The organism is Streptomyces atratus, from assembly GCF_900119365.1.
Classification (GTDB): domain Bacteria; phylum Actinomycetota; class Actinomycetes; order Streptomycetales; family Streptomycetaceae; genus Streptomyces; species Streptomyces atratus_B.
The window spans coordinates 702,441-720,502 of the sequence record NZ_FPJO01000001.1 but is presented as its reverse complement, the minus strand read 5'-3'; the positions used below and the strand labels follow the sequence as shown (position 1 = coordinate 720,502).

Annotated in this window: 17 protein-coding genes; 8 read left to right on the top strand and 9 right to left on the bottom strand. The window is 72.5% G+C overall.

Going from position 1 to position 18,062, the window contains the following annotated elements; all coding sequences use genetic code 11:
* Positions 1–538: 538 nt before the first annotated feature.
* The 3 genes from BT364_RS03380 (at position 539) to BT364_RS03370 (ending at position 4,087) form a co-directional block, all read left to right on the top strand.
* Positions 539–754, top strand: a complete 216-nt coding sequence (locus tag BT364_RS03380; RefSeq protein WP_072483526.1) for a hypothetical protein — start codon at positions 539–541, stop codon at positions 752–754.
* Between the two features lie 126 nt (positions 755–880).
* Positions 881–2,764: an ABC transporter ATP-binding protein gene (locus BT364_RS03375; RefSeq protein ID WP_107408166.1), complete on the top strand. Its 1,884-nt coding sequence runs from the start codon at positions 881–883 to the stop codon at positions 2,762–2,764.
* Positions 2,765–2,821: 57 nt separating this feature from the next.
* Positions 2,822–4,087: an MFS transporter gene (locus tag BT364_RS03370; protein ID WP_072483525.1), complete on the top strand. Its 1,266-nt coding sequence runs from the start codon at positions 2,822–2,824 to the stop codon at positions 4,085–4,087.
* A gap of 18 nt (positions 4,088–4,105) precedes the next feature.
* Here the strand turns inward: BT364_RS03370 and BT364_RS03365 are convergent, their stop codons facing one another.
* The 3 genes from BT364_RS03365 to BT364_RS03355 all read right to left on the bottom strand — a co-directional run bounded on the left by BT364_RS03365 (position 4,106) and on the right by BT364_RS03355 (position 8,162).
* Positions 4,106–5,464: a carboxyl transferase domain-containing protein gene (locus BT364_RS03365; protein WP_072483524.1), complete on the bottom strand. Its 1,359-nt coding sequence runs from the start codon at positions 5,462–5,464 to the stop codon at positions 4,106–4,108.
* A complete protein-coding gene (locus BT364_RS03360; protein ID WP_107408165.1) occupies positions 5,457–6,848 on the bottom strand; it encodes an acyl-CoA synthetase in 1,392 nt (463 codons plus the stop codon). The genes BT364_RS03365 and BT364_RS03360 overlap by 8 nt, the downstream gene beginning before the upstream one ends.
* 105 nt (positions 6,849–6,953) lie before the next feature.
* Positions 6,954–8,162, bottom strand: coding sequence for a nitrate/nitrite transporter (locus BT364_RS03355; RefSeq protein WP_072483522.1), 1,209 nt, complete (start codon positions 8,160–8,162; stop codon positions 6,954–6,956).
* Between the two features lie 148 nt (positions 8,163–8,310).
* Between BT364_RS03355 and BT364_RS03350 the strand changes: the two genes are divergently transcribed.
* On the top strand, positions 8,311–8,742 hold the full coding sequence (locus tag BT364_RS03350; RefSeq protein ID WP_072483521.1) for an Lrp/AsnC family transcriptional regulator: 432 nt from the start codon (positions 8,311–8,313) through the stop codon (positions 8,740–8,742).
* On the opposite strand, the gene BT364_RS03345 is transcribed toward BT364_RS03350, so the two are convergent.
* The 4 genes from BT364_RS03345 to BT364_RS03330 all read right to left on the bottom strand — a co-directional run bounded on the left by BT364_RS03345 (position 8,720) and on the right by BT364_RS03330 (position 12,583).
* Complete coding sequence (locus BT364_RS03345; RefSeq protein WP_079179292.1) at positions 8,720–10,330, bottom strand: GAF domain-containing sensor histidine kinase; 1,611 nt, start codon at positions 10,328–10,330, stop codon at positions 8,720–8,722. The two genes, BT364_RS03350 and BT364_RS03345, sit on opposite strands and share 23 nt — an antisense overlap.
* Before the next feature lie 22 nt (positions 10,331–10,352).
* Complete coding sequence (locus BT364_RS03340) at positions 10,353–11,390, bottom strand: rod shape-determining protein (RefSeq protein ID WP_072483520.1); 1,038 nt, start codon at positions 11,388–11,390, stop codon at positions 10,353–10,355.
* A gap of 148 nt (positions 11,391–11,538) precedes the next feature.
* On the bottom strand, positions 11,539–12,105 hold the full coding sequence (locus tag BT364_RS03335) for a hypothetical protein (RefSeq protein ID WP_072483519.1): 567 nt from the start codon (positions 12,103–12,105) through the stop codon (positions 11,539–11,541).
* 34 nt (positions 12,106–12,139) lie between these two features.
* On the bottom strand, positions 12,140–12,583 hold the full coding sequence (locus BT364_RS03330; protein WP_072483518.1) for a MarR family winged helix-turn-helix transcriptional regulator: 444 nt from the start codon (positions 12,581–12,583) through the stop codon (positions 12,140–12,142).
* Positions 12,584–12,734: 151 nt separating this feature from the next.
* On the opposite strand from BT364_RS03330, the gene BT364_RS03325 reads away from it, so the two are divergent.
* From BT364_RS03325 to BT364_RS03310, 4 genes are all read left to right on the top strand, one after another.
* Positions 12,735–13,754 (top strand): NADP-dependent oxidoreductase, encoded by a 1,020-nt coding sequence (locus BT364_RS03325; RefSeq protein WP_072483517.1) that lies wholly within the window; start codon positions 12,735–12,737, stop codon positions 13,752–13,754.
* Positions 13,755–13,843: 89 nt separating this feature from the next.
* Positions 13,844–14,272, top strand: coding sequence for an organic hydroperoxide resistance protein (locus BT364_RS03320; protein WP_072483516.1), 429 nt, complete (start codon positions 13,844–13,846; stop codon positions 14,270–14,272).
* A 117-nt stretch (positions 14,273–14,389) separates the two neighbouring features.
* Positions 14,390–15,178: an EI24 domain-containing protein gene (locus tag BT364_RS03315; RefSeq protein ID WP_072483515.1), complete on the top strand. Its 789-nt coding sequence runs from the start codon at positions 14,390–14,392 to the stop codon at positions 15,176–15,178.
* A gap of 15 nt (positions 15,179–15,193) precedes the next feature.
* Positions 15,194–15,316, top strand: coding sequence for a hypothetical protein (locus BT364_RS03310; RefSeq protein WP_256259560.1), 123 nt, complete (start codon positions 15,194–15,196; stop codon positions 15,314–15,316).
* A gap of 22 nt (positions 15,317–15,338) precedes the next feature.
* Here the strand turns inward: BT364_RS03310 and BT364_RS03305 are convergent, their stop codons facing one another.
* On the bottom strand, positions 15,339–17,306 hold the full coding sequence (locus BT364_RS03305; protein ID WP_072483514.1) for a flavin monoamine oxidase family protein: 1,968 nt from the start codon (positions 17,304–17,306) through the stop codon (positions 15,339–15,341).
* A 119-nt stretch (positions 17,307–17,425) separates the two neighbouring features.
* The gene (locus BT364_RS03300; RefSeq protein ID WP_072483513.1) at positions 17,426–18,022 is read right to left on the bottom strand and encodes a TetR/AcrR family transcriptional regulator; all 597 of its coding nucleotides are present in this window, start codon (positions 18,020–18,022) and stop codon (positions 17,426–17,428) included.
* Positions 18,023–18,062: the final 40 nt, after the last annotated feature.

The window sequence follows — 18,062 nt, the reverse complement described above, 5'->3', positions numbered from 1 at the left end:
GTGGAGCCATCGGTCACGGAACGTAGCCGGATGTGACGGGGCCGGGGCTCGTGGAGCCCGTCGCATCCCTGTCCGTTCCTTTCGGTGACTTCGGGTGAGACGCGTCACCGGGATGTATTCGCGTTCCGCCCGCCCCACTGCCGATGCTCCGGCAGAAACGAAACGGGATGAGCTGCGTATGCATGGGCAGGAGGGCCCTCATGGATTCCGTGGGGGACCTCGGTCCGGCCCGGGCGCTCGTTCGTTCCGCATCGGTGTGCCAGTACGTCGGGGCGTCGGTGTCCGCACGGCCGCCCTGATCGTGTGCGGCCGGACGGCGGCCCTTCCTGGTGTTGCGGGGAGCACTCCATCCCCGGCCGGCCGAGAGGTGTCCGGAGAGTCACTTATGGCAACGCTCTGAAGAATTACGGTATTTCGTCCTCTTTAATCGTTGATTACGGCTTCTACGACTTGTTGGTCCCAGGGGTCGGACGTAGTGTCGAAAGTGCCGCAGCAAGAGCAAGGAGCGGCGTAGCGAACTCCTTCAGAGGAGGCGAAGATGAAGGTACGTAGCATCTTCGACCACAGGAACGGCGGACACGGCGGACACGGCGGCGGCTACGGCGGCGGCGGCTACGGCGGCGGCGGCTACGGCCGTGGCGGCTACGGCGGCCGTGGCGGCTACGGCGGCGGCTACGGCGGACGTGGACGCGGGTTCCGTGACTTCGGCGGCTACGGCGGCTACGGCCGGCGTGGAGGTCGCTGGGGTTACTGACCCTTCACTCCCGAACCCAAATCGAGGCAGGCTCGCGCAGATCGCGCGGGTCCGCCTCAGTTTTTTGGGCCCATTTCCATGGCGACCGACGGTCCATGGTCCGAGCACCTCTGGGACGTGATGCCCATGCGCTTTCACAGCCCGCTCCAGCGTTCCGCCCGTACCGAAGAGCCGCCCGAGGACCCGGTGACGGATGTTCCGATCCGTACCGACCCCGTCAGCATCCTGGCGTCCTTCCGGCGCTTCTGGCCGTTGACCAGAGGCGACCGGCGCTGGCTCGTCGTCATCTTCCTCTGCGCGGTCCTGGCCGCCCTCGCCGAGACCGTCACCGTCCTGCTCTTCGCCGAACTCACCGACAAGGCGCTGCAGAGCGGCACCGTCAGCGCCTTCTGGAAGCCCGCCGCCCAGTGGCTCGCCGTTGCGGTCGCCGGTGCTGTGGTGGGGTACCTGGGCAGTTCGCTCGCGGTCTGGACCGCCGAACGCTTCGTGCTGCGGCTGCGGGCCCGGGTGTTCGGCCATCTCCAGAACCTCCCGCCGCACTTCTTCCAGCGCAATCGCCGCGGCGACCTGGTGGAGCGGCTGACCGGTGACGTGGAGGCCATCGAGGCGCTGGTGGTCTCCGGCATCGTCGGGGCGGCGTCGGCGCTGTTCGGCACCGTCTTCTACGCCGGTGCGGCCCTGTTGCTGCGCTGGGACCTGGCCCTCGCCACCTTCGTCATGGTTCCGATCCTGCTGGCCGTCACCCGCGGGTTCGCCAAGCCGCTGCGCGCGGTGTCCCGGCGCGGCCGCGCGGCGGACGGCGCCATCACGGCCGTGGTCGAGGAGACGCTGGTCAACGTCGTCATGACGCAGGCGTACAACAGGCAGCAGGACGAGGAGGACCGGCTCAGCAGCAAGGCACGGCTCCGGTTGAAGACGGCGGTGAAGGCCGTCCGGCTCACCGAGTTCTACGAGCAGTTCATCGAGGTCCTCGAAACGCTCTGCGTCCTGACGATCATCGGCCTGGGTGCGTGGGAGATCTCGGCCGGCCGGATGACCCTCGGACAGCTCCTGGCCTTCGCCGCCTTCATCGGCTACCTCTACCCGCCGATCCGCTCGCTGGGCCAGCTCGGTCTGACCGCCACCGCCGCGACCGCGGGCGCCGAACGGCTGCTGGAGATCCTCGACTCCGAGCCCGCCGTCACGGACCCGGGCGACTCCGTGCCCGTGCCGCCGCGGAGCCGGGCGCTCGGCGAGGTGGAGGCACGCCAGGTGTTCTTCCACTACCCCGGCAACAGCGAGATGGTGCTCAGGGACCTCTCGTTCACCGCGAGTCCCGGGGAACTGCTGGTCATCACCGGCCCCAGCGGTGCGGGCAAGTCGACCCTGGCGGCGCTGCTGCTGCGGTTCTACGACCCGGACACCGGCAGCGTACGGCTGGACGGCGTGTCCGTGGACCGGATGCCGCTGACCTACCTCCGCCGGAACATCACGCTGCTGCCGCAGGACACCCTCGTCCTGCACGACACCATCGAGGAGAACATCGGCTGCGGAAGCCTCGACGCGAGCCATGACGACGTCGTGCGGGCCGCGCGGGCGGCCGACGCCCACGGTTTCATCGAGGCCCTCCCGGAGGAATATGACACCGTCATATCCACCGGCACCTCCCGGCTCTCCGGCGGCCAGTTGCAGCGCATCGCCATCGCCCGCGCCATGCTGCGCGACGCGCCCGTCCTCCTCCTCGACGAGCCCACCACCGGACTGGACCGGCTGGCCGCGGAGCGCATCCTCGAACCCCTGCGGCGGCTGGCCAAGGGCCGCACCACCATCGTGATCACCCACGACCTGGCCCTGGCCGCGGACGCCGACCGCATCCTCGTCCTGGACGAGGGCCGGCTGGTGGAGTCCGGCACCCACGCCCAACTGCTCGGCAGGAGCGGTCTGTACGCCACCCTGTTCGAGCGCCGCACCCAGCCGCACAACGGAACGGTGTACAAGCCTGCCCGGCCGTCAGGAATCCACTGGAGGTAGCCGGCCCCCGGCACAGGATCCCAACCGTACGGAGCGACCCGGTCGTTACTATCCGGCGTGACCGAAACGACCGAAGGACCCGCCCCCCGTACCCGCATACTCGCCGATCTGACACCTCTGCGCAGCTCGCCCGACTACCGGCGGCTCTGGTTCGGGAACACGGTCTCCTGGATCGGGCAGGGGATGACCTCGCTCGCCGTGTCGCTCCAGGTCTACGACATCACCGGGTCGGCCTTCTCGGTCGGGCTCATCGGATTCTGCTCGTTCCTGCCGATGGTCGTCTTCGGGCTGTACGGCGGGGCCGTCGCCGACACCATCGACCGGCGCAAGCTGGGCCTGGCCAGCTCCGCCGGGTCGTTCACGCTCTCCGTCGTCCTTGTCGCCATCACCGTCGCCGGGGTGGAGCAGGTGGGGCTGCTGTACGCGATCGTCGGCCTCCAGGCCGCCTGTTTCGCGGTCAACGCGCCCGCCCGCAGCTCGATGATCGCCCGGCTGCTGCCGCCCGAGCAGCTGCCCGCCGCCAACGCCCTCAACTCCATGACCGGCACCACCGGAACGCTGGTCGGGCCGATGCTCGGCGGGCTCGTCGTCGGCTGGTGGGGCTACCGGGCCGCGTACACCGTCGACGCCATCACCTTCACCGCCTCGCTCTACGCGATGTGGCGGCTGCCCGCCATGCTGCCGCAGCGCGAGGAGGGCGCGGGGGACAAGCGGGCGTCCGTCGCGGACGGGCTGCGCTTCCTCGGGACCAGGCCCAACCTCCGGATGACCTTCTTCACCGACCTGTGCGCCATGCTGCTGGCCCACCCCCGGGCGCTGTTCCCCGTCGTCGCCGTCCTCTGGTACGGCGGCGACGCGAAGACCACCGGACTGCTGGTCGCCGCCCCGGCGCTCGGCGCGCTGCTCGGCGGGGTGTTCTCCGGCTGGCTGGGGCGCGTCCGGCGCCACGGCCTCGCCGTGCTGCTCGCCGTCGGCTGCTGGGGCACCGCCATCGCGGTCTTCGGCCTGACCCGGCAGCTCTGGCTCGGGCTGCTCTTCCTGGCGCTCGCCGGGTGCGCGGACACCACCTCGATGGTCTTCCGCAACACCATGCTCCAGGCGGCCGTGCCGGACGAGATGCGCGGGCGGCTCCAGGGCGTGTTCATCGTCGTCGTCGCGGGCGGGCCGAGGCTCGGCGACTTCCTGGCGGGATCGGTCGCCGACCTGACCTCGCCCGCCCTGGCGGTGACCGGCGGCGGGATCGCCTGTGTCGTCGCCGTCTCCCTGCTGGCGCTGCGGTGGCGCGGGTTCGCGCGGTACGACGCGCGGGACCCGCAGCCGTGACCGCCCCGCCCGCGCCTCTCAGAGCCTGTCGGGCGGCCCCACCACCGAGCGGGCGAAGCCCAGTTCCACCAGGTCCTGGGGGCGCAGCCGCAGCTGGTCGGCCGTGGCACGCACCTCCTGCGGAGCGCGCTTCAGGATCGCCGCCGCCAGTTCCGGGGCGATCACCGAGAAGTAGCTGTCCCGGGTGACATGGGTGTTCCCCGGTGCCGCGAGGGCCAGCGCGCCGCCCGAACCGCCCTCGCCGATCACCAGGGTGGTGACGGGGACCCGGGCCTCCGCCATCGCCGCGAAGGCCTCGGCGATGGCGGCGCCCGCACCCGCCCGTTCCGCCTCCGCGTCGTTCGCCGCGCCCGGGGTGTCGACCAGGGTGAGCACGGGGACACCGAGCCGGTCGGCCAGCCGGATCACCCGCGCCGCCGCGCGGTAACCGGCCGGGCGGGTCGCGGTGCCGCACTGGGCGACGTACGCGATCGACCGGCCGTCGCGCCGCCCGAAACCGCAGAGCAGCCCCGGGTCCGTACCCCCGCAGCGGTCGCCGCCGAGCGGGAGCCGGTGGTCGAAGTAGGCGTCCAGATACGCCTCGGCGCGCGGCCGGGCGGGCGAGCGGGCCTGCCGGACCGCGTCCCAGCCGCTCTCCGGGAGGCCGGTGGTCGACAGGGCGTCCGGCACGGGGGCGGGGAGCGCCGGGGAGCCGGGGGCGTGGAGCGCCCGCAGCCAGTGCGCCACCGCCTGCGGGAGCTCCCCGGGCGGCACGACCGCGTCGATCTGCCCCGCGGCCAGCTGGCCCTCGGCGGTGTACGCGTGGGGGTCCGCGGCCGGGGGCCGTACCCGGGAGCCGGCGAACCCGACCTGGGCGCCCGGCAGCGCCAGGATCACATCGGCGCCCGCCCCCAGCGTGGCCCAGCCGCCGCCCGTCGTCGGGTCGCGCAGGACCGCGAGCTGCGCCGGGCCCGCCGCCCGCAGCCGCGCCGAGGCGCGGGCCACCCGCTGGAGCTGGGTCAGGGCGACCATGCCCTCCTGCATCCGGCTGCCGCCCGTCGCGATCAGCGAGACGAGCGGCAGTGCCCGGGTCCGGGCGGCCTCGTACGCGGCCTCCAGCCGGTCCCCGGTGCGCCGCCCCAGCGAACCGCCCAGGAACCCGAACTCGAAGGAGACCAGCACACAGCGCCGGCCGCCGATGGAGGCGAGGCCGTGGACGACGGACTCCTCCTCGCCGGTACGGGCGGTGGCGCGGGCCCGGGAGTCCGCGTACCCGGCCCAGGTCAGGGGCCCGTCCCCGTCGCGGCCGGGCGCGGCGCTCTCCCCGGGCACCGTCAACTCCTCGAAGTCGTCGGTGAGTGCCGCGATCGCCGCTCTCGCCGTCAGCCGGTCAGGCATGGAGCGACCGCTTCATGATCTTGCCGAGGTCGTTGCGGGGCAGCGCGTCCAGGTAGCGGACCGTGCGCGGGCGCTTGTGCGGGGACAGCTGGGCGGCCACATGGCCGGCGAGCTCCTCCGCGGACGGCGGCGAGGCCGGGTCGGCCGGTACCACCCAGGCGACGATCCGCTCACCCAGATCCGGGTCCGGCTCCCCGGTGACGGCGGCCTCGCGGACGCCGGGGTGGTCCAGGAGCGCGTTCTCGATCTCCCCGGCGCCGATCCTGTAGCCGCCGCTCTTGATCAGGTCGGTGGCCTTGCGCCCGACGATCCGTACGTAGCCGTCGGCGTCCCGGGTGGCCATGTCCCCGGTACGGAACCAGCCGTCCTCGGTGAATGCGGCGGCCGTGGCGTCGGCGCGGTTCAGATAGCCGGTGAAGAGGTTCGGGCCGCGCACCTGGATCTCGCCGATGGCGTCGGGGCCGGTGGCGTCCGCGGGGAGGACGGTGCCGTCCTCCTCGACCAGGCGGAGCTCCACACCGCGCAGGGGCGCGCCGACCGTTCCGGGGCGCGGCTCGCCGTCGGCCCGGACGCCCGTGTTCATCAGGGTCTCCGTCATGCCGTACCGCTCGATGACCCGGCGGCCGGTCGCCGCCGCGATCCGCTCGTGGTCGTGCACCGGCAGCGCGGCCGACCCGGACACCAGCAGCCGAGCCCCGGCCAGCGCCTTCGCCAGTCCGGCCGCGCCGGGGCCGGAGCCGTCGAGGGCCTCGGCCAGCCGGTGGTACATCGTCGGTACGCCGAAGAGCATGGTGCCGCCGGACGACAGCTCCCGGGCCACCCCCTCGGTGGAGAACCTGCCCAGGTGCCGCACCGATCCGCCCCGGCGCAGCGGCCCCAGCACGCCCAGGATCAGGCCGTGCACATGGAACAGCGGCAGGGCGTGGACGAGCACGTCGTCGCCGGTCCACTGCCAGGCGTCCTCCAGCGCGTCGAGCGAGGCGGCGATCGCCCGGCGCGGCAGGATCGCTCCCTTGGGCGGGCCGGTGGTGCCGGAGGTGTAGACGATCAGCGCGGGGGACTCGGGGGAGGGCTCGGGCAGCGCGGCGCCGGAGTCCCGCGGGTCGGTGTCGACGTCGATGCGGTCCAGCGCCTCCAGCACCGGCGGGAGCGGGTCGCCCGCCCCGGCCAGCACCACGGTCGGTTCGCTGTCGGACACGATGTGGGCGAGTTCGCGCGTCCCCGTCTTCGGGTTGAGCGGAACCGCGGGCACCCCGGCATGCAGCGCGGCCACGACGGCGACCACGGTCTCGGGGGTGGGAGTGGCCCAGACCGCGACCCGCCCGGCGCCGGCGATGCGCGCGGCGAGCGCGGTGGCGGCGGTGGCCAACCGCTCGTAGGTCATGGTGTGTTCGCCGAACCGGGTGGCTTCCCGGGTCGGACCGTCATCCGGCACAAACAGAAGAGGAGTCACCCACCGCACCCTAAGGGCTGCCGCAAGTGACAGACCTCAGTCGCGCTGGAGTCCCCGCATGCGGCCGTACGCGTACACGCAGCCCGCCAGCGCCAGGTCCGACAGCAGCATGAAGCCGATCGAGTACGAGCCCTTCGCGCTGTAGATCGCACCCATCACCAGCGGCGGCACGAAGCCGCCCAGACCGCCCATCGCGCCGACGATCCCGGTCACGCTGCCCACCTTCGCCTGCGGCGTCACCTGCGAGACCAGGGCGAAGACGCTGCCGCTCGCGGTGCCCAGGCCCGCCGCCATGCAGAGCAGCGCGATCGTGCCGCCCGGGGCCAGCGGCGGATCGAAGGCCTGGACGATCGCCATCAGGGCGGCCAGGCCGAGCGCCGCCGCCGTGACCACGGCCGGGTGGACGCGGTCCGAGAGCCAGCCGCCGATCGGCCGGAAGACGACGGTGACCAGCGCAAACCCGGCGGCCTTCGTGCCGGCGTCGGTGGGCGACAGGTCGTACCAGGTCTTCAGATACGTGGGAAGGTAGACGCCGAACGCGACGATGCCGCCGAAGCCGATCGCGTACAGCGCGGACAGCTCCCAGGTGACCCGCAGCCGTCCGGCGCCGGCCAGCCGGTGGGCGAGCGAGTCGGCCGGCACCGGGCGGTCCGGACGGTCGGTGATCAGCACGGCGGCCAGCGCCGCGTACACCACGAGTGCCGCCGCGACCACCAGGTACGGCAGGTTGCCGCCGTGCCCGGCGATCCTCGGGGTGAAGTACCCGGACAGGGCGACACCGCCCATCCCCATGCCGAAGATCCCGAGCGCGAGGCCCCGCTCGGCGGGCGGGAACCACGAGTTGACCAGCGGGATGCCGATCGCGAAGGTGGTGCCGCCCAGGCCCAGCAGAAAGCCCACGACGAGCATCGCGCCGTAGGAGTCCCGCGCCGGGATCAGCAGCAGTACGGGCGCGATGGTGAGCGCCGAGACCAGCGGGAACATCAGCCGCGCACCGTACTTGTCGGTGAGCGCGCCCGCCGGGATCCGGCCCAGCGAACCGACCAGCACCGGCACCGCCACCAGCAGCGACTGCTCGAACGAGCTCAGCCCCAGCCGCTCCTTGTAGTCCCCGGACAGCGGCGCGATCAGATTCCAGGCCCAGAAGGTGAGCCCGAAACCGATCGTGGCCATCACGAGGTTGCGATAGGCGGCCGCGGGCGGCGCGTCGATCGTGGCGCGGGACTGCTTGACGGCGGTGTCCACCCCCTCAGTCAAGGGCGGGCGCAGGCCCCGGGCCCGCCGGAATGCGCCATGCGGGTCATGCCCGCCCGGGGCCGGGAGCGGGGGGCGGGGGTGCCGCCGGACGCGACTTGCCCATTCACGAACCGGACAAAGCTGAGACAATCGCAGTATGGACCGTCTGGACAGAGAAATCCTCGGCATCCTCCAGGAGGATGCCCGGATCTCGTACCGCGATCTGGGCGTACGGGTCGGGCTCAGCGCCAACGCGGCGGCCGACCGGGTGCGCCGGCTGCGCCGCGACGGCGTCATCCGCGGCTTCACCGTGATCATCGACCCGGCCGCGGACACCCGTACCGGACTCGTCGTCTTCATCGACGTGACGCTGCGGATCGATACGACGAACGAGGTGTTCGAGCGGGCGGTGCTCTCCCTGCCCGGCATCACCGAAGTGGTCCATGTGACCGGCGGCCACGACTATCTCGTACGGGCCGCCGTCGCCGACACCGCGGCCCTGGACGGACTGCTGCGCCGGCTCAAACGGGAGGCCGGGGTCGCCCACTCCAGCACCCGGGTCGCGCTCAGAGCGGCGCCTGCCAGGTGACGGTCGACGGGCGCGAGCCGTCCTCCTCGCGCCCGTCGTCGGCGACCGTCAGCCGGACCGCGGCCCGCCCGTCCGGAAGGGCGGCCGTCGCGTCCACCTCCACCTCGATCGCCGACACCCCGGCCCGCCGGTGCGCGGCCGCGAGCGCGCTCCGCAGCGCGGCGAGCAGCTGCCGGGCCACGGGCTCCCCGACCAGCGCGTCGACCGCCCCGGTGAAGTGCACCGACGGCGGGAAGCCGAGCACGGCGGCGGCGCCCCCGGTCTCCCGCAGCACCCGGCCCCGGAAGGTGGCGGGGGCCTCGGCGGGTGGCTGCTGAAGGGCGAATATCGTCGTCCGCACCTCCTGAATGGTGGAGTCCAGCTCGTCGACGGCCCTGCCCAGCAGCTCGTCCGTCTCCGGGGCGGCGGCCCGGCGGCGGGTCGACTCCAGCATCATCTCGGTCGCGAACAGCCGCTGGACCACGAGGTCGTGCAGATCGCGGGCGATCCGGTCCCGGTCCTCGTACACCGCGAGCTGCTCCCGGTCGTGCCGGGCGTCCGCCAGGACCAGCGCCAGCGCGGCCTGCGAGGCGAACTGCGTGGCCAGCAGCCGGTCCACCGCCGTGTACGGGCGGTCGCCGCGCCGCCGGGGCAGGGCGAGGGTGCCGATCAGCCGCCCGCCGCTCTGCAACGGCAGCATCATGCTGGGGCCGAACCGCGAGCGCACATGTGTCGTCATCCGTGGATCGGTCGCCGAGTCGTCGATGAACACCGGCTCCCCGCCGAGCAGTTGGACCAGCACCGCGGAGCCGGGTTCGATCGCGGTGCCGACGATCCCGGCCGGGTCGTCGAGCGTGGACGCGGTGACGATCTCCATCCCGCCCGCCTCGTCGGGCTGGAGGATGACCCCGGCGCTGGCGTCGGCGAGCGTCCTGGCCCGTTCGGCGACGGTCATCAGCGCGTCGGCGGCGCTCCCGCCGGTCAGCAGCGCGGTGGTGACGGCGGCCGCCCCCTCGATCCACCGCTCCCGCTGCCGGGCCGCCGCGTACAGCCGGGCGTTGGCGATCGCGATGCCGGCCTGCGCGGCCAGCGCCCTCAGCACCGCCTCGTCCGAGTCGGTGAACCGGCCGGTGCGCTTCTCGGTGAGGCGGAGGTTGCCGAAGACCTGGTCGTGGACCCGGATCGGCGTCCCGAGGAAGGAGCGCATCGGCGGATGACCGGGCGGCACCCCGCCGGCCCGCGGGTCGGCGGTCGGATCGTCGCGGCGCAGCGGCTCCGGCCCGTCGACGAGTGCGCCGAGCATCCCCGAGTGCCCGTCCGGGAACCGGCCGATGCGCTGCCGCTCGGTGTCGTCGAGCCCCGTGGTGTACAGCTCGCCGATGGTGCCGCGCTCCGGGTCGAGCACGCCGAGCGCGCCGTACCGGGCGCCGGTCAGCGCCGTCGCGGTGTCCACGATCTGCTGGAGCATGACCCGCAGTTCGAGATCGGAGCCGATGCCGAGCACCGCCTCCAGGAGTACCGACAGCGGGGGCTTCTCCGGGACGGGCTCAGCCGCGGCGGCCTCCTCGCCGAACGGCTCCGCGGCCGTGTCCGTCGTGTCGTCGGTCATGCGCCGCACCCCCAGGGTGTGCTCAGCAGGCGAGCGGGTCGAGGACCATCGGCTCGATCTTTCCGTCCAGCATGGCACCGAGCCCCAGTACCGCGCAGACGTCCGGGCGCTCCGCGATGTGCACCGGCATGCCCGTCGCGTCCCGCAGCATCTGGTCGAGGCCGGGCAGCAGCGCGCTGCCGCCGACCATCATGATTCCGCAGTCCACGAGGTCGGCCACCAGGTCCGGCGGGCAGTCGCGCAGGATCGCGCCGAGCCCGTCCAGGACCGCGGTGAGCGGGGCGTGGATGGCCTGCCGTACGGCGTCGGTGTCGACCTGCACCGAGCGGGCCAGCCCGGTCGCCACGTCACGGCCGTGGATCTCGGTCGTGGCGGGCCCGTGCGAGGTCAGGCCGCTGCCGCTGAGCGCCAGTTGCAGCGGGCGCACCGACTGGCTCGGCAGCATCAGCGCATGGTGCTGCCGCAGATGCTGGATCACCGCGTGGTCGATGGCGTCGCCGCCGATCGGGATGCGTACGGCGGTCACGATCGAACCGAGCGAGAGCACCGCGATCTGGGTGGTCGCGGCCCCGCACACCATGATCATGGAGGCGGTCGGCTGCTCGACCGGCAGCCCGCAGCCGACGGCCGCCGCGATCAGGGTGTCGACCAGTTCGACCCGCCGGGCACCGAGCCCGACCAGCGTCTCGACGGCGGCCCGCTGGGCGAGCGGATCGCTGTCGTGCGGGGTGCAGGCGGCGGCCCGCAGCCGGGGCTTGCGGCGCAGCTGGCGGCGGAGCTTCTCGCCGAGCAGATGGCGGAGCATCCGCTGGGCCATCTCGATGTCGATGACGGTCCCGCCGGTGACCGGGCGGGCCACCCGGATGTAGTCGGGGGTGCGGCCCGTCATCTGCTCGGCGAGCGCGCCGACGGCGATGAGCGACCCGGTACGGGTGTTCACCGCGGCGACGCTCGGCTCGTCGACGACGAGCCCGAGGCCCTTGACGTACACCCGGGTCCGGGCGGCCCCGAGGTCGACGGCGACATGGCAACGGCGCAGCTGCTCAAGGCTGACGGTCACGGCAGGTACTCCCGAGGGCGCGGACGACGGTACCGGCGGAAGCCGGTTCTCTCTGGCATCGTGCGCCGTTCGGAGTCGTGGCGCGCGCTGGGATGAGCCGTAGGAGGTACGGAGCTGACGGGCCGACAGCAGGGGCGGTGCGCGGTGTTCAGCCCGGCAGCAGCCGCTGGAACAGGCCCCAGGTGAACTCGGCGACGTACGGCTCGCCCGTTCCCGGCCCGGTGATCGCGAGCGCCCACCGGGCCGGCGCGCCGCCCTCCATCGGGCGGGCCGGCGCGAAGGCCCGCGCGACCTCGTCGACCGTGCCGGACCAGGGGCGCAGATCCTCGACCGTACGCAGCTCGGGGACGGGCGCCCCCGGTGCCCGGACCAGCCATTCGTTCCACACCGCGCCGCCCGGCGCGACCATCACCTCGAACCGGAGGTCCGGCCACAGCGGCACCGGCCATTGCAGCGCGTCGCACTCCAGATCGCCGATCGTGCGGCGTACGGACGACGCGGGCTCGCCGAGCACCGAGCGGTAGCGGCGCAGCGTGCCCCGTCCGCCGGGCGCCCGCACCATGGCCTGCCAGCGGCGGTTGGCCTCGCGCATCTCGGCGAGCGAAGCGCTCAGCTCGTGCCGGGCGTCCTCGACGAGGCCGGGCTGGTGGTCGGCCATCCGGCGCAGCAGGACGAGCTGGAACTCACGGGGGCCGAAGGAGGCGGGCGCGGTCATGGATTCAACGGTTCCACACCGCGGTCCCCAGGGCCTACCCGGCGGACGGGCCCGGCTCGCCCAGCATCCGGCGCAGCAGGTCCCGCAGCATCGTCCGGTCCTCGTCCGACAGCTCGGCCAGCGGCTCCCGGGCGAAGGTGAGGGAATCGCGCAGCTGCTGCGCGGTCCGTGCGCCCAGCTCCGTCGGTGCGGCCAGCTTCACCCGCCGGTCGGCCGGATCAGGCCTGCGCTCCACCAGGCCGCGCGTCTCCAGCCGGTCGACGATGCCGGTGACGTTCGACGGCTCGCACTTCAGCTTCTGGGCGATCCTGCGCATCGGCATCGGCTCCAGCGAGAGCAGCCCGAGCACCCGCGCCTGCGCACCGGTGAGCGAGTGGGCTGCCGCAGCCTCGTCGTACTCCTCGTAGTAGCGCGCCACGACGGTGCCGATGAGCTCGACGACTTCGAGGGTCAGAGGGTCTGTGCGAGAGGTGGCCATGACACCCAGGATAGCCGGTTGCTTGACAACATGAAATATTCAGGAGCATGGTTGTTTCACCACATGAAGCATTTCGCTTCCCCGGTGCGGCCCCCACCGCCCCGGCCGGAGCTTCCCCCACCCCGTAGGACATTGAGGAGAACCCGAGCCCATGTCAGCTGCACTTCCCACGTCCGGCCGTGAATGGCACCTCGTCGCCCGCCCCCACGGCTGGCCGAAGGCCGAGGATTTCGCGCTGCGTGAGGCCCCGGTCACCGCTCCCGGCGAGGGCCGTGTCCTCGTCCGCAATCTGTACTTCTCGGTCGACCCGTACATGCGCGGCCGGATGAACGACGTGAAGTCGTACACCCCGCCCTTCCAGCTCGACCACCCCATGGACGGCGGAGCGGTCGGCGAGGTCATCGCCTCGAACGCCGAGGGCTTCGCGGTCGGCGACCACGTCCTGCACGGCCTCGGCTGGCGCGAGTACGCCGAGTTCCCGGCCGGGCGCGCCGTGAAGGTCGACGCCTCGCTCGCCCCGCTCTCCGCCTACCTCGGGGTGCTCGGCATGACCGGGCTCACCGCCTACGCGGGCCTCTTCGAAGTCGCCTCCTTCAAGGAGGGCGACGCAGTCTTCGTCTCCGGCGCGGCCGGCGCGGTCGGCAGCCAGGTCGGCCAGATGGCGAGGATCAAGGGCGCCTCGCGGGTCATCGGCTCGGCCGGTTCCGACGAGAAGGTCAAGCTCCTCGTCGAGGAGTACGGCTTCGACGCGGCCTTCAACTACCACGACGGCCCGGTCGTCGAGCAGCTGCGCGCGGCCGCCCCCGACGGCATCGACGTCTACTTCGACAACGTCGGCGGCGAGCACCTCGAAGCGGCGATCTCCTCGCTCAACCTGCACGGCCGCGTCACCGTCTGCGGAATGATCGCCCAGTACAACGCCACCGAGCCGACCCCCGGCCCGCGCAACCTCGCCCTCGTCATCGGCAAGCGGCTGCGCATCCAGGGCATGCTCGTCGGCGATCACGCCGCGCTCCAGCCGCAGTTCGTCCAGGAGGTCGCCGGCTGGCTGGCCTCGGGCGAGCTGAAGTACCGCGAGACCTTCGTCGAGGGCATCGAGAACGGCTTCGACGCCTTCCTCGGTCTGCTGCGCGGCGAGAACACCGGAAAGATGATCGTCTCCCTCGCCTGACAGCCGCCCCGGCGCACCCGTCAGGCTCATCCACAGGCCGCCGCGATCGTGGGCGCGAGTCGCGGCGCACAGCAGGAGGAAACCTCAGCATGGCCATTCGGGACATAACCGTTGCCTACACCGCCGTCGCCACCGCCGAGAACGGCCGTGACGGCCGCGTCTCGTCCGACGACGGCAACCTCGACGTCATCGTCAACCCGCCCAAGGCCATGGGCGGAAGCGGCGCGGGCACCAACCCCGAGCAGCTCTTCGCGGCCGGCTACAGCGCCTGCTTCCAGGGCGCGCTGGGCGTGGTGGCCCGCCAGGAGAAGGCCGACATCTCCGGCTCCACGGTGACCGCCGAGGTCTCCATCGGCAAGACGGCCGAGGGCGGCTTCGGCCTGGAGGTGGCGATCAGAGCCACCATCCCGAACGTCGACACCGCCACCGCGCAGGCGCTGGTCGAGAAGGCCCACCAGGTCTGCCCGTACTCGAACGCCACGCGAGGCAACATCAAGGTCGAGCTGTCGGTCGCCTGACCGCCGGCCCACCCGTGACAGGCCGAGGGCCGCACTCCCGAAGGGGTGCGGCCTTCGGGCGTGTCCGCGACAACCACTCGTCCGACGGCGCACCTTCCCCACCAGTACGCTGACGCCATGCGTGATCTAGGGGCGGGCTTCGGCTACTTGATAAAGGGACAGCGCTGGGTCGGCCGGCACGGACGGTGGTTCGGCATAGGGCTGCTGCCCGGACTGATCGCCCTCGTGCTGTACGTGGCGGCGCTCGTCGGTCTCGGCTACGGCGCCGACGACCTGGTGGACTGGGCGACCCCGTTCGCCGACGACTGGTCCTCGCCCTGGCTCGGCCTGCTCCGCACCACCCTGACCGTGCTGGTCTTCGGCCTCGGGCTCTTCCTCGCCGTGATCACGTTCACCGCCGTGACGCTGCTGATCGGCCAGCCCTTCTACGAGTCGCTCTCCGAGCACGTCGACCGCACCGAGGGCGGCGACGTCCCCGAGTCCGGGCTGCCGCTCTGGCGGGAGCTGTGGATCTCCGCCCGCGACAGCGTCCGCATCCTGGTGCGGGTGGGGCTCTACTCGGTGCTGCTCTTCGCCCTCGGGTTCATTCCGGTGCTCGGCCAGACCGTCGTCCCCGTGCTCGGCTTCTGCGTCACCGGCTACTTCCTCGCCGAGGAACTCACCGCCGTCGCGCTCCAGCGCCGCGGCATGCTCCTGAAGAACCGGCTCGCCCTGCTGCGCGGCCGCCGCCTGCTGACCCTCGGCTTCGGCGTACCGCTGGGGCTCGCCTTCCTGATCCCGTTCGTCGCCGTGTTCCTGATGCCGGGCGCCGTCGCCGGAGCGACCCTGCTGGCGCGCGACCTGGTGGCGCCGGAGAACGAGGACGACGAGACGGCACCCACCCCGTACACGCTCGACAAGGACTGAGGAGACCACCCGCCCATGACCCTGTTCTTCTCGAACTCGCGCCTGCGCACCTCGATGCTGAGGTGGCAGAAGGCCCTCAACCGGGGCATCGGATCGGTGCTCGTCGGGCCGGGCGTCACCCTGGGCCTGTCCCACTGAGCGACGCCCCGCCGGACCCGGGTCAGCCGCTGTGCACCTCCAGCGCCGACCTGACCGCAGACTCCAGCGCCCCCTCGATCCAGGCCGGCTTGATCGAGGTGTGGTCGCCGGCGAAGTGCAGCGGCCCCTCGACCGAGCGCACATCGGCGAACAGTTCGGTGTGCTGGCCCGGCAGCAGCACCGACGCCTCGCCGTACGCGTACGGGTCGCGCATCCACGACTGGGTGGCGCCCGCGCCCGTGTAGAAGACCTCGACGCGCTGCCCGTACACGTCCTGCACCCCGCCCAGGGCGTGCGGGTAGCGCTCGTCGTCGTCCAGCGAGTCCCACTTCAGCGCGTCGTCGGCCCAGCTGTACGAGGCGAGGACGACGCCGCCCGCGCTGCCCTCGATCGGGTGCGAGGGCTGGAACATGAAGCGGTTGGCGTTGTCGGTGACCGACCCGCCGCCGATGACGTGCGCCGCCTCGGGCTGGTTGCGGGCGGTGGCCCGGTACGCCGCGTAGTGCACGCGCTGGTTGGGCGGGAGGTGGCCGGGCGGCACGGAGGGGTGGGAGCCCAGCAGTGAACCGTCGGCCGGTGCCTTGCCCAGCCGGTAGGCGTCGTACAGACCGGGCTTGATCCGCTCCAGCTCGGTCTTCCAGTCCTTCTCCTCGAACTCCCACCAGCGGCGGCTGAATTCGAGCAGCACCTTGGTCGCCGCGTCGTAGTGGATCTCGGTGATCGCGCGCCGCTTGCCGTACGAGAGCGCGGGCGTGACGGGGATGTGGCGCAGTCCGGAGAACGGCACCGTGATGATCGCCCGGTCGCCGCGGAAGGTCTGACGCACCAGCGGCCTGCCGTCGCGGCCCTCGGAGATCGTCTCGACCTCGACACTGTCGGTGCCGTGACTGATCCTGGTGGCCCGGCGGTCCAGCCGCACCAGGTCCTCGACCCGCTCGTACATCGCGTCGGCGAGGACGCCGGTGCCGCCCGGCAGCTCGAAGAACGCGGTGTCCGGGCTGATCAGGGAGGCCCCGATGAAGCTGTGCACAAAGGCGAGATGGAGCCGGGACGTGAGGTTCTCTACCGTGCCGACGAGGTCGATGGTGCGCTCGTCGAGCTTGGCCGCCTCGGTCAGGAAGCGGAACATCGACCAGTGCCCGTACCGCTGGATCACCCGCGCCCAGCCCTCGACGAGCTCCCGGCCCTCCTTGCCCTCGAACTCCGCCCGCACGGGCTTGAAGGCGTCCCGCACGATCGCCGCGGCGGTCTTGTTCTCGAACGCGGCGGGGACCCCGAACGAGCGGTTGATCGCCTGGGGCTTCGCCGCGTAGTCGGCCTTGCGCATCCGGATGCCGTTGACGTGGATCCAGGTGCGGTTGACGGGCCGGCCCTCGGCGTCGACGTCCACCAGGTAGAAGCGGCGGCGCTTCAGGTCGAAGCTGTCCATGAGGCCGGTGACCAGCGGGTGGCTGTCGGGGATGCGCATCGCGCCGGCCTCGGCGTTCTGCTTCGGGTCGGCGAACGGCGCCTTCGCGTTCTCGTGGCCGCCCTTGCGGAAGGTCTTGATCCGGCCGCCGACGCGATTGCCGTTGGCCTCGATGACGGTGACGGTGTGCCCGGCCTCGCGGAGCAGATGGGCGGCGGTGAGCCCGGCCGGGCCGGCGCCGACGATCAGCACCTTCTTGGGGCTCTTGCGGCTGCGCGGCAGGCCCTTGGAGAGCAGGATGTCGCGGTAGCGGGGGACCAGGGGCTGGTCCTGTTCGTCGCGTACGAGGATGGCGCGGGCGACGGTCAGGCAGGCGTTCCAGTCCGATCCGGTGGCCGCGGGGGCGAGCGCGGTGCCGGCCGCGGCGGGGGAGTCGGCGGGGGAGTCGGCGGCGCCGGGCGCGGCGGCGCTCGCGGTGCCGGAAGCGGCGGTGACGGCTAACGCGGCGGCACCGGCGGCACCCGTGATCAGGGTGCGGCGGGAGGGCAGGTCGGAGGAGGGTCCGGCGGGCTCGGTAGTCATGCGGCAACCCTGGGGCGCCCGGAGGGGTGCCCTGCGCCCGGACGCGCGTAGACCGACCCGAAATCACCCGCAGGGGGCGTGCATCGATCAGGTTCCGCTGTGTGTCGCCGCAGGTCATGTCATGATTGCGGGTTCTTCACAGCCTCCTGTCCGGGCGGCTGCAACAGCGCCAGGAAGTCCCCGAACGCCGCGGGCATGTCCACCGAGTCCGGGTCCAGCAGCCACTGGTACTGGAGCCCGTCCAGCACCGCCACGAGCAGCGGAGCCGCGCGCTCCGGGGTCAGCCCGCCCGGCAGCCGCTCGCCGTACTCCGCGCGCAGTGTCGCCGCCATGCTCGACCGGACCTGGGTGTAGCGACGGGTGAAGAAATCCCGCGCCGGATGCCCCTCCGTCACGCTCTCGCCGAGCAGCGCCGAGAACGTCTGGACGATGCCGGGCCGCATCGCGTTGTACTCCACCAGCGAGGCCAGCAGCTCGATCCGCCAGACGCCGTCGCTCCGGGTGCTGCCTCCGGTGTCCCACTGGTCGCGTTCCGCCAGCACGGCGACGAGCAGCGCCTCCTTGGTCGGGAAGTAGTGCAGGAGCCCCTGCTGGCTGAGGCCGACCCGCTCGGCGACCGCGCTCAGCGAGGCGCCGCGATAGCCGCGCTCGGCGATCACTTCGAGCGTGGCCCGGACGATCTCCGCCCGCCGCTCCGTACTCCTGGCCCGCACCATCGCCCCGGCCCCTTTCGGTGCTCCATCGGTCCCGCACCCG

Excerpts from the sequence above, each read along its gene's own strand:
- BT364_RS03380 (WP_072483526.1), top strand. The coding sequence starts at position 539 with ATGAAGGTACGTAGCATCTTCGACCACAGGAACGGCGGACACGGCGGA.
- BT364_RS03375 (WP_107408166.1), top strand. The coding sequence starts at position 881 with ATGCGCTTTCACAGCCCGCTCCAGCGTTCCGCCCGTACCGAAGAGCCG.
- BT364_RS03365 (WP_072483524.1), bottom strand. The coding sequence starts at position 5,464 with ATGCCTGACCGGCTGACGGCGAGAGCGGCGATCGCGGCACTCACCGAC.
- BT364_RS03360 (WP_107408165.1), bottom strand. The coding sequence starts at position 6,848 with ATGACCTACGAGCGGTTGGCCACCGCCGCCACCGCGCTCGCCGCGCGC.
- BT364_RS03350 (WP_072483521.1), top strand. The coding sequence starts at position 8,311 with ATGGACCGTCTGGACAGAGAAATCCTCGGCATCCTCCAGGAGGATGCC.
- BT364_RS03345 (WP_079179292.1), bottom strand. The coding sequence starts at position 10,330 with ATGACCGACGACACGACGGACACGGCCGCGGAGCCGTTCGGCGAGGAG.
- BT364_RS03335 (WP_072483519.1), bottom strand. The coding sequence starts at position 12,105 with ATGACCGCGCCCGCCTCCTTCGGCCCCCGTGAGTTCCAGCTCGTCCTG.
- BT364_RS03330 (WP_072483518.1), bottom strand. The coding sequence starts at position 12,583 with ATGGCCACCTCTCGCACAGACCCTCTGACCCTCGAAGTCGTCGAGCTC.
- BT364_RS03325 (WP_072483517.1), top strand. The coding sequence starts at position 12,735 with ATGTCAGCTGCACTTCCCACGTCCGGCCGTGAATGGCACCTCGTCGCC.
- BT364_RS03320 (WP_072483516.1), top strand. The coding sequence starts at position 13,844 with ATGGCCATTCGGGACATAACCGTTGCCTACACCGCCGTCGCCACCGCC.
- BT364_RS03315 (WP_072483515.1), top strand. The coding sequence starts at position 14,390 with ATGCGTGATCTAGGGGCGGGCTTCGGCTACTTGATAAAGGGACAGCGC.
- BT364_RS03310 (WP_256259560.1), top strand. The coding sequence starts at position 15,194 with ATGACCCTGTTCTTCTCGAACTCGCGCCTGCGCACCTCGATGCTGAGG.
- BT364_RS03305 (WP_072483514.1), bottom strand. The coding sequence starts at position 17,306 with ATGACTACCGAGCCCGCCGGACCCTCCTCCGACCTGCCCTCCCGCCGC.
- BT364_RS03300 (WP_072483513.1), bottom strand. The coding sequence starts at position 18,022 with ATGGTGCGGGCCAGGAGTACGGAGCGGCGGGCGGAGATCGTCCGGGCC.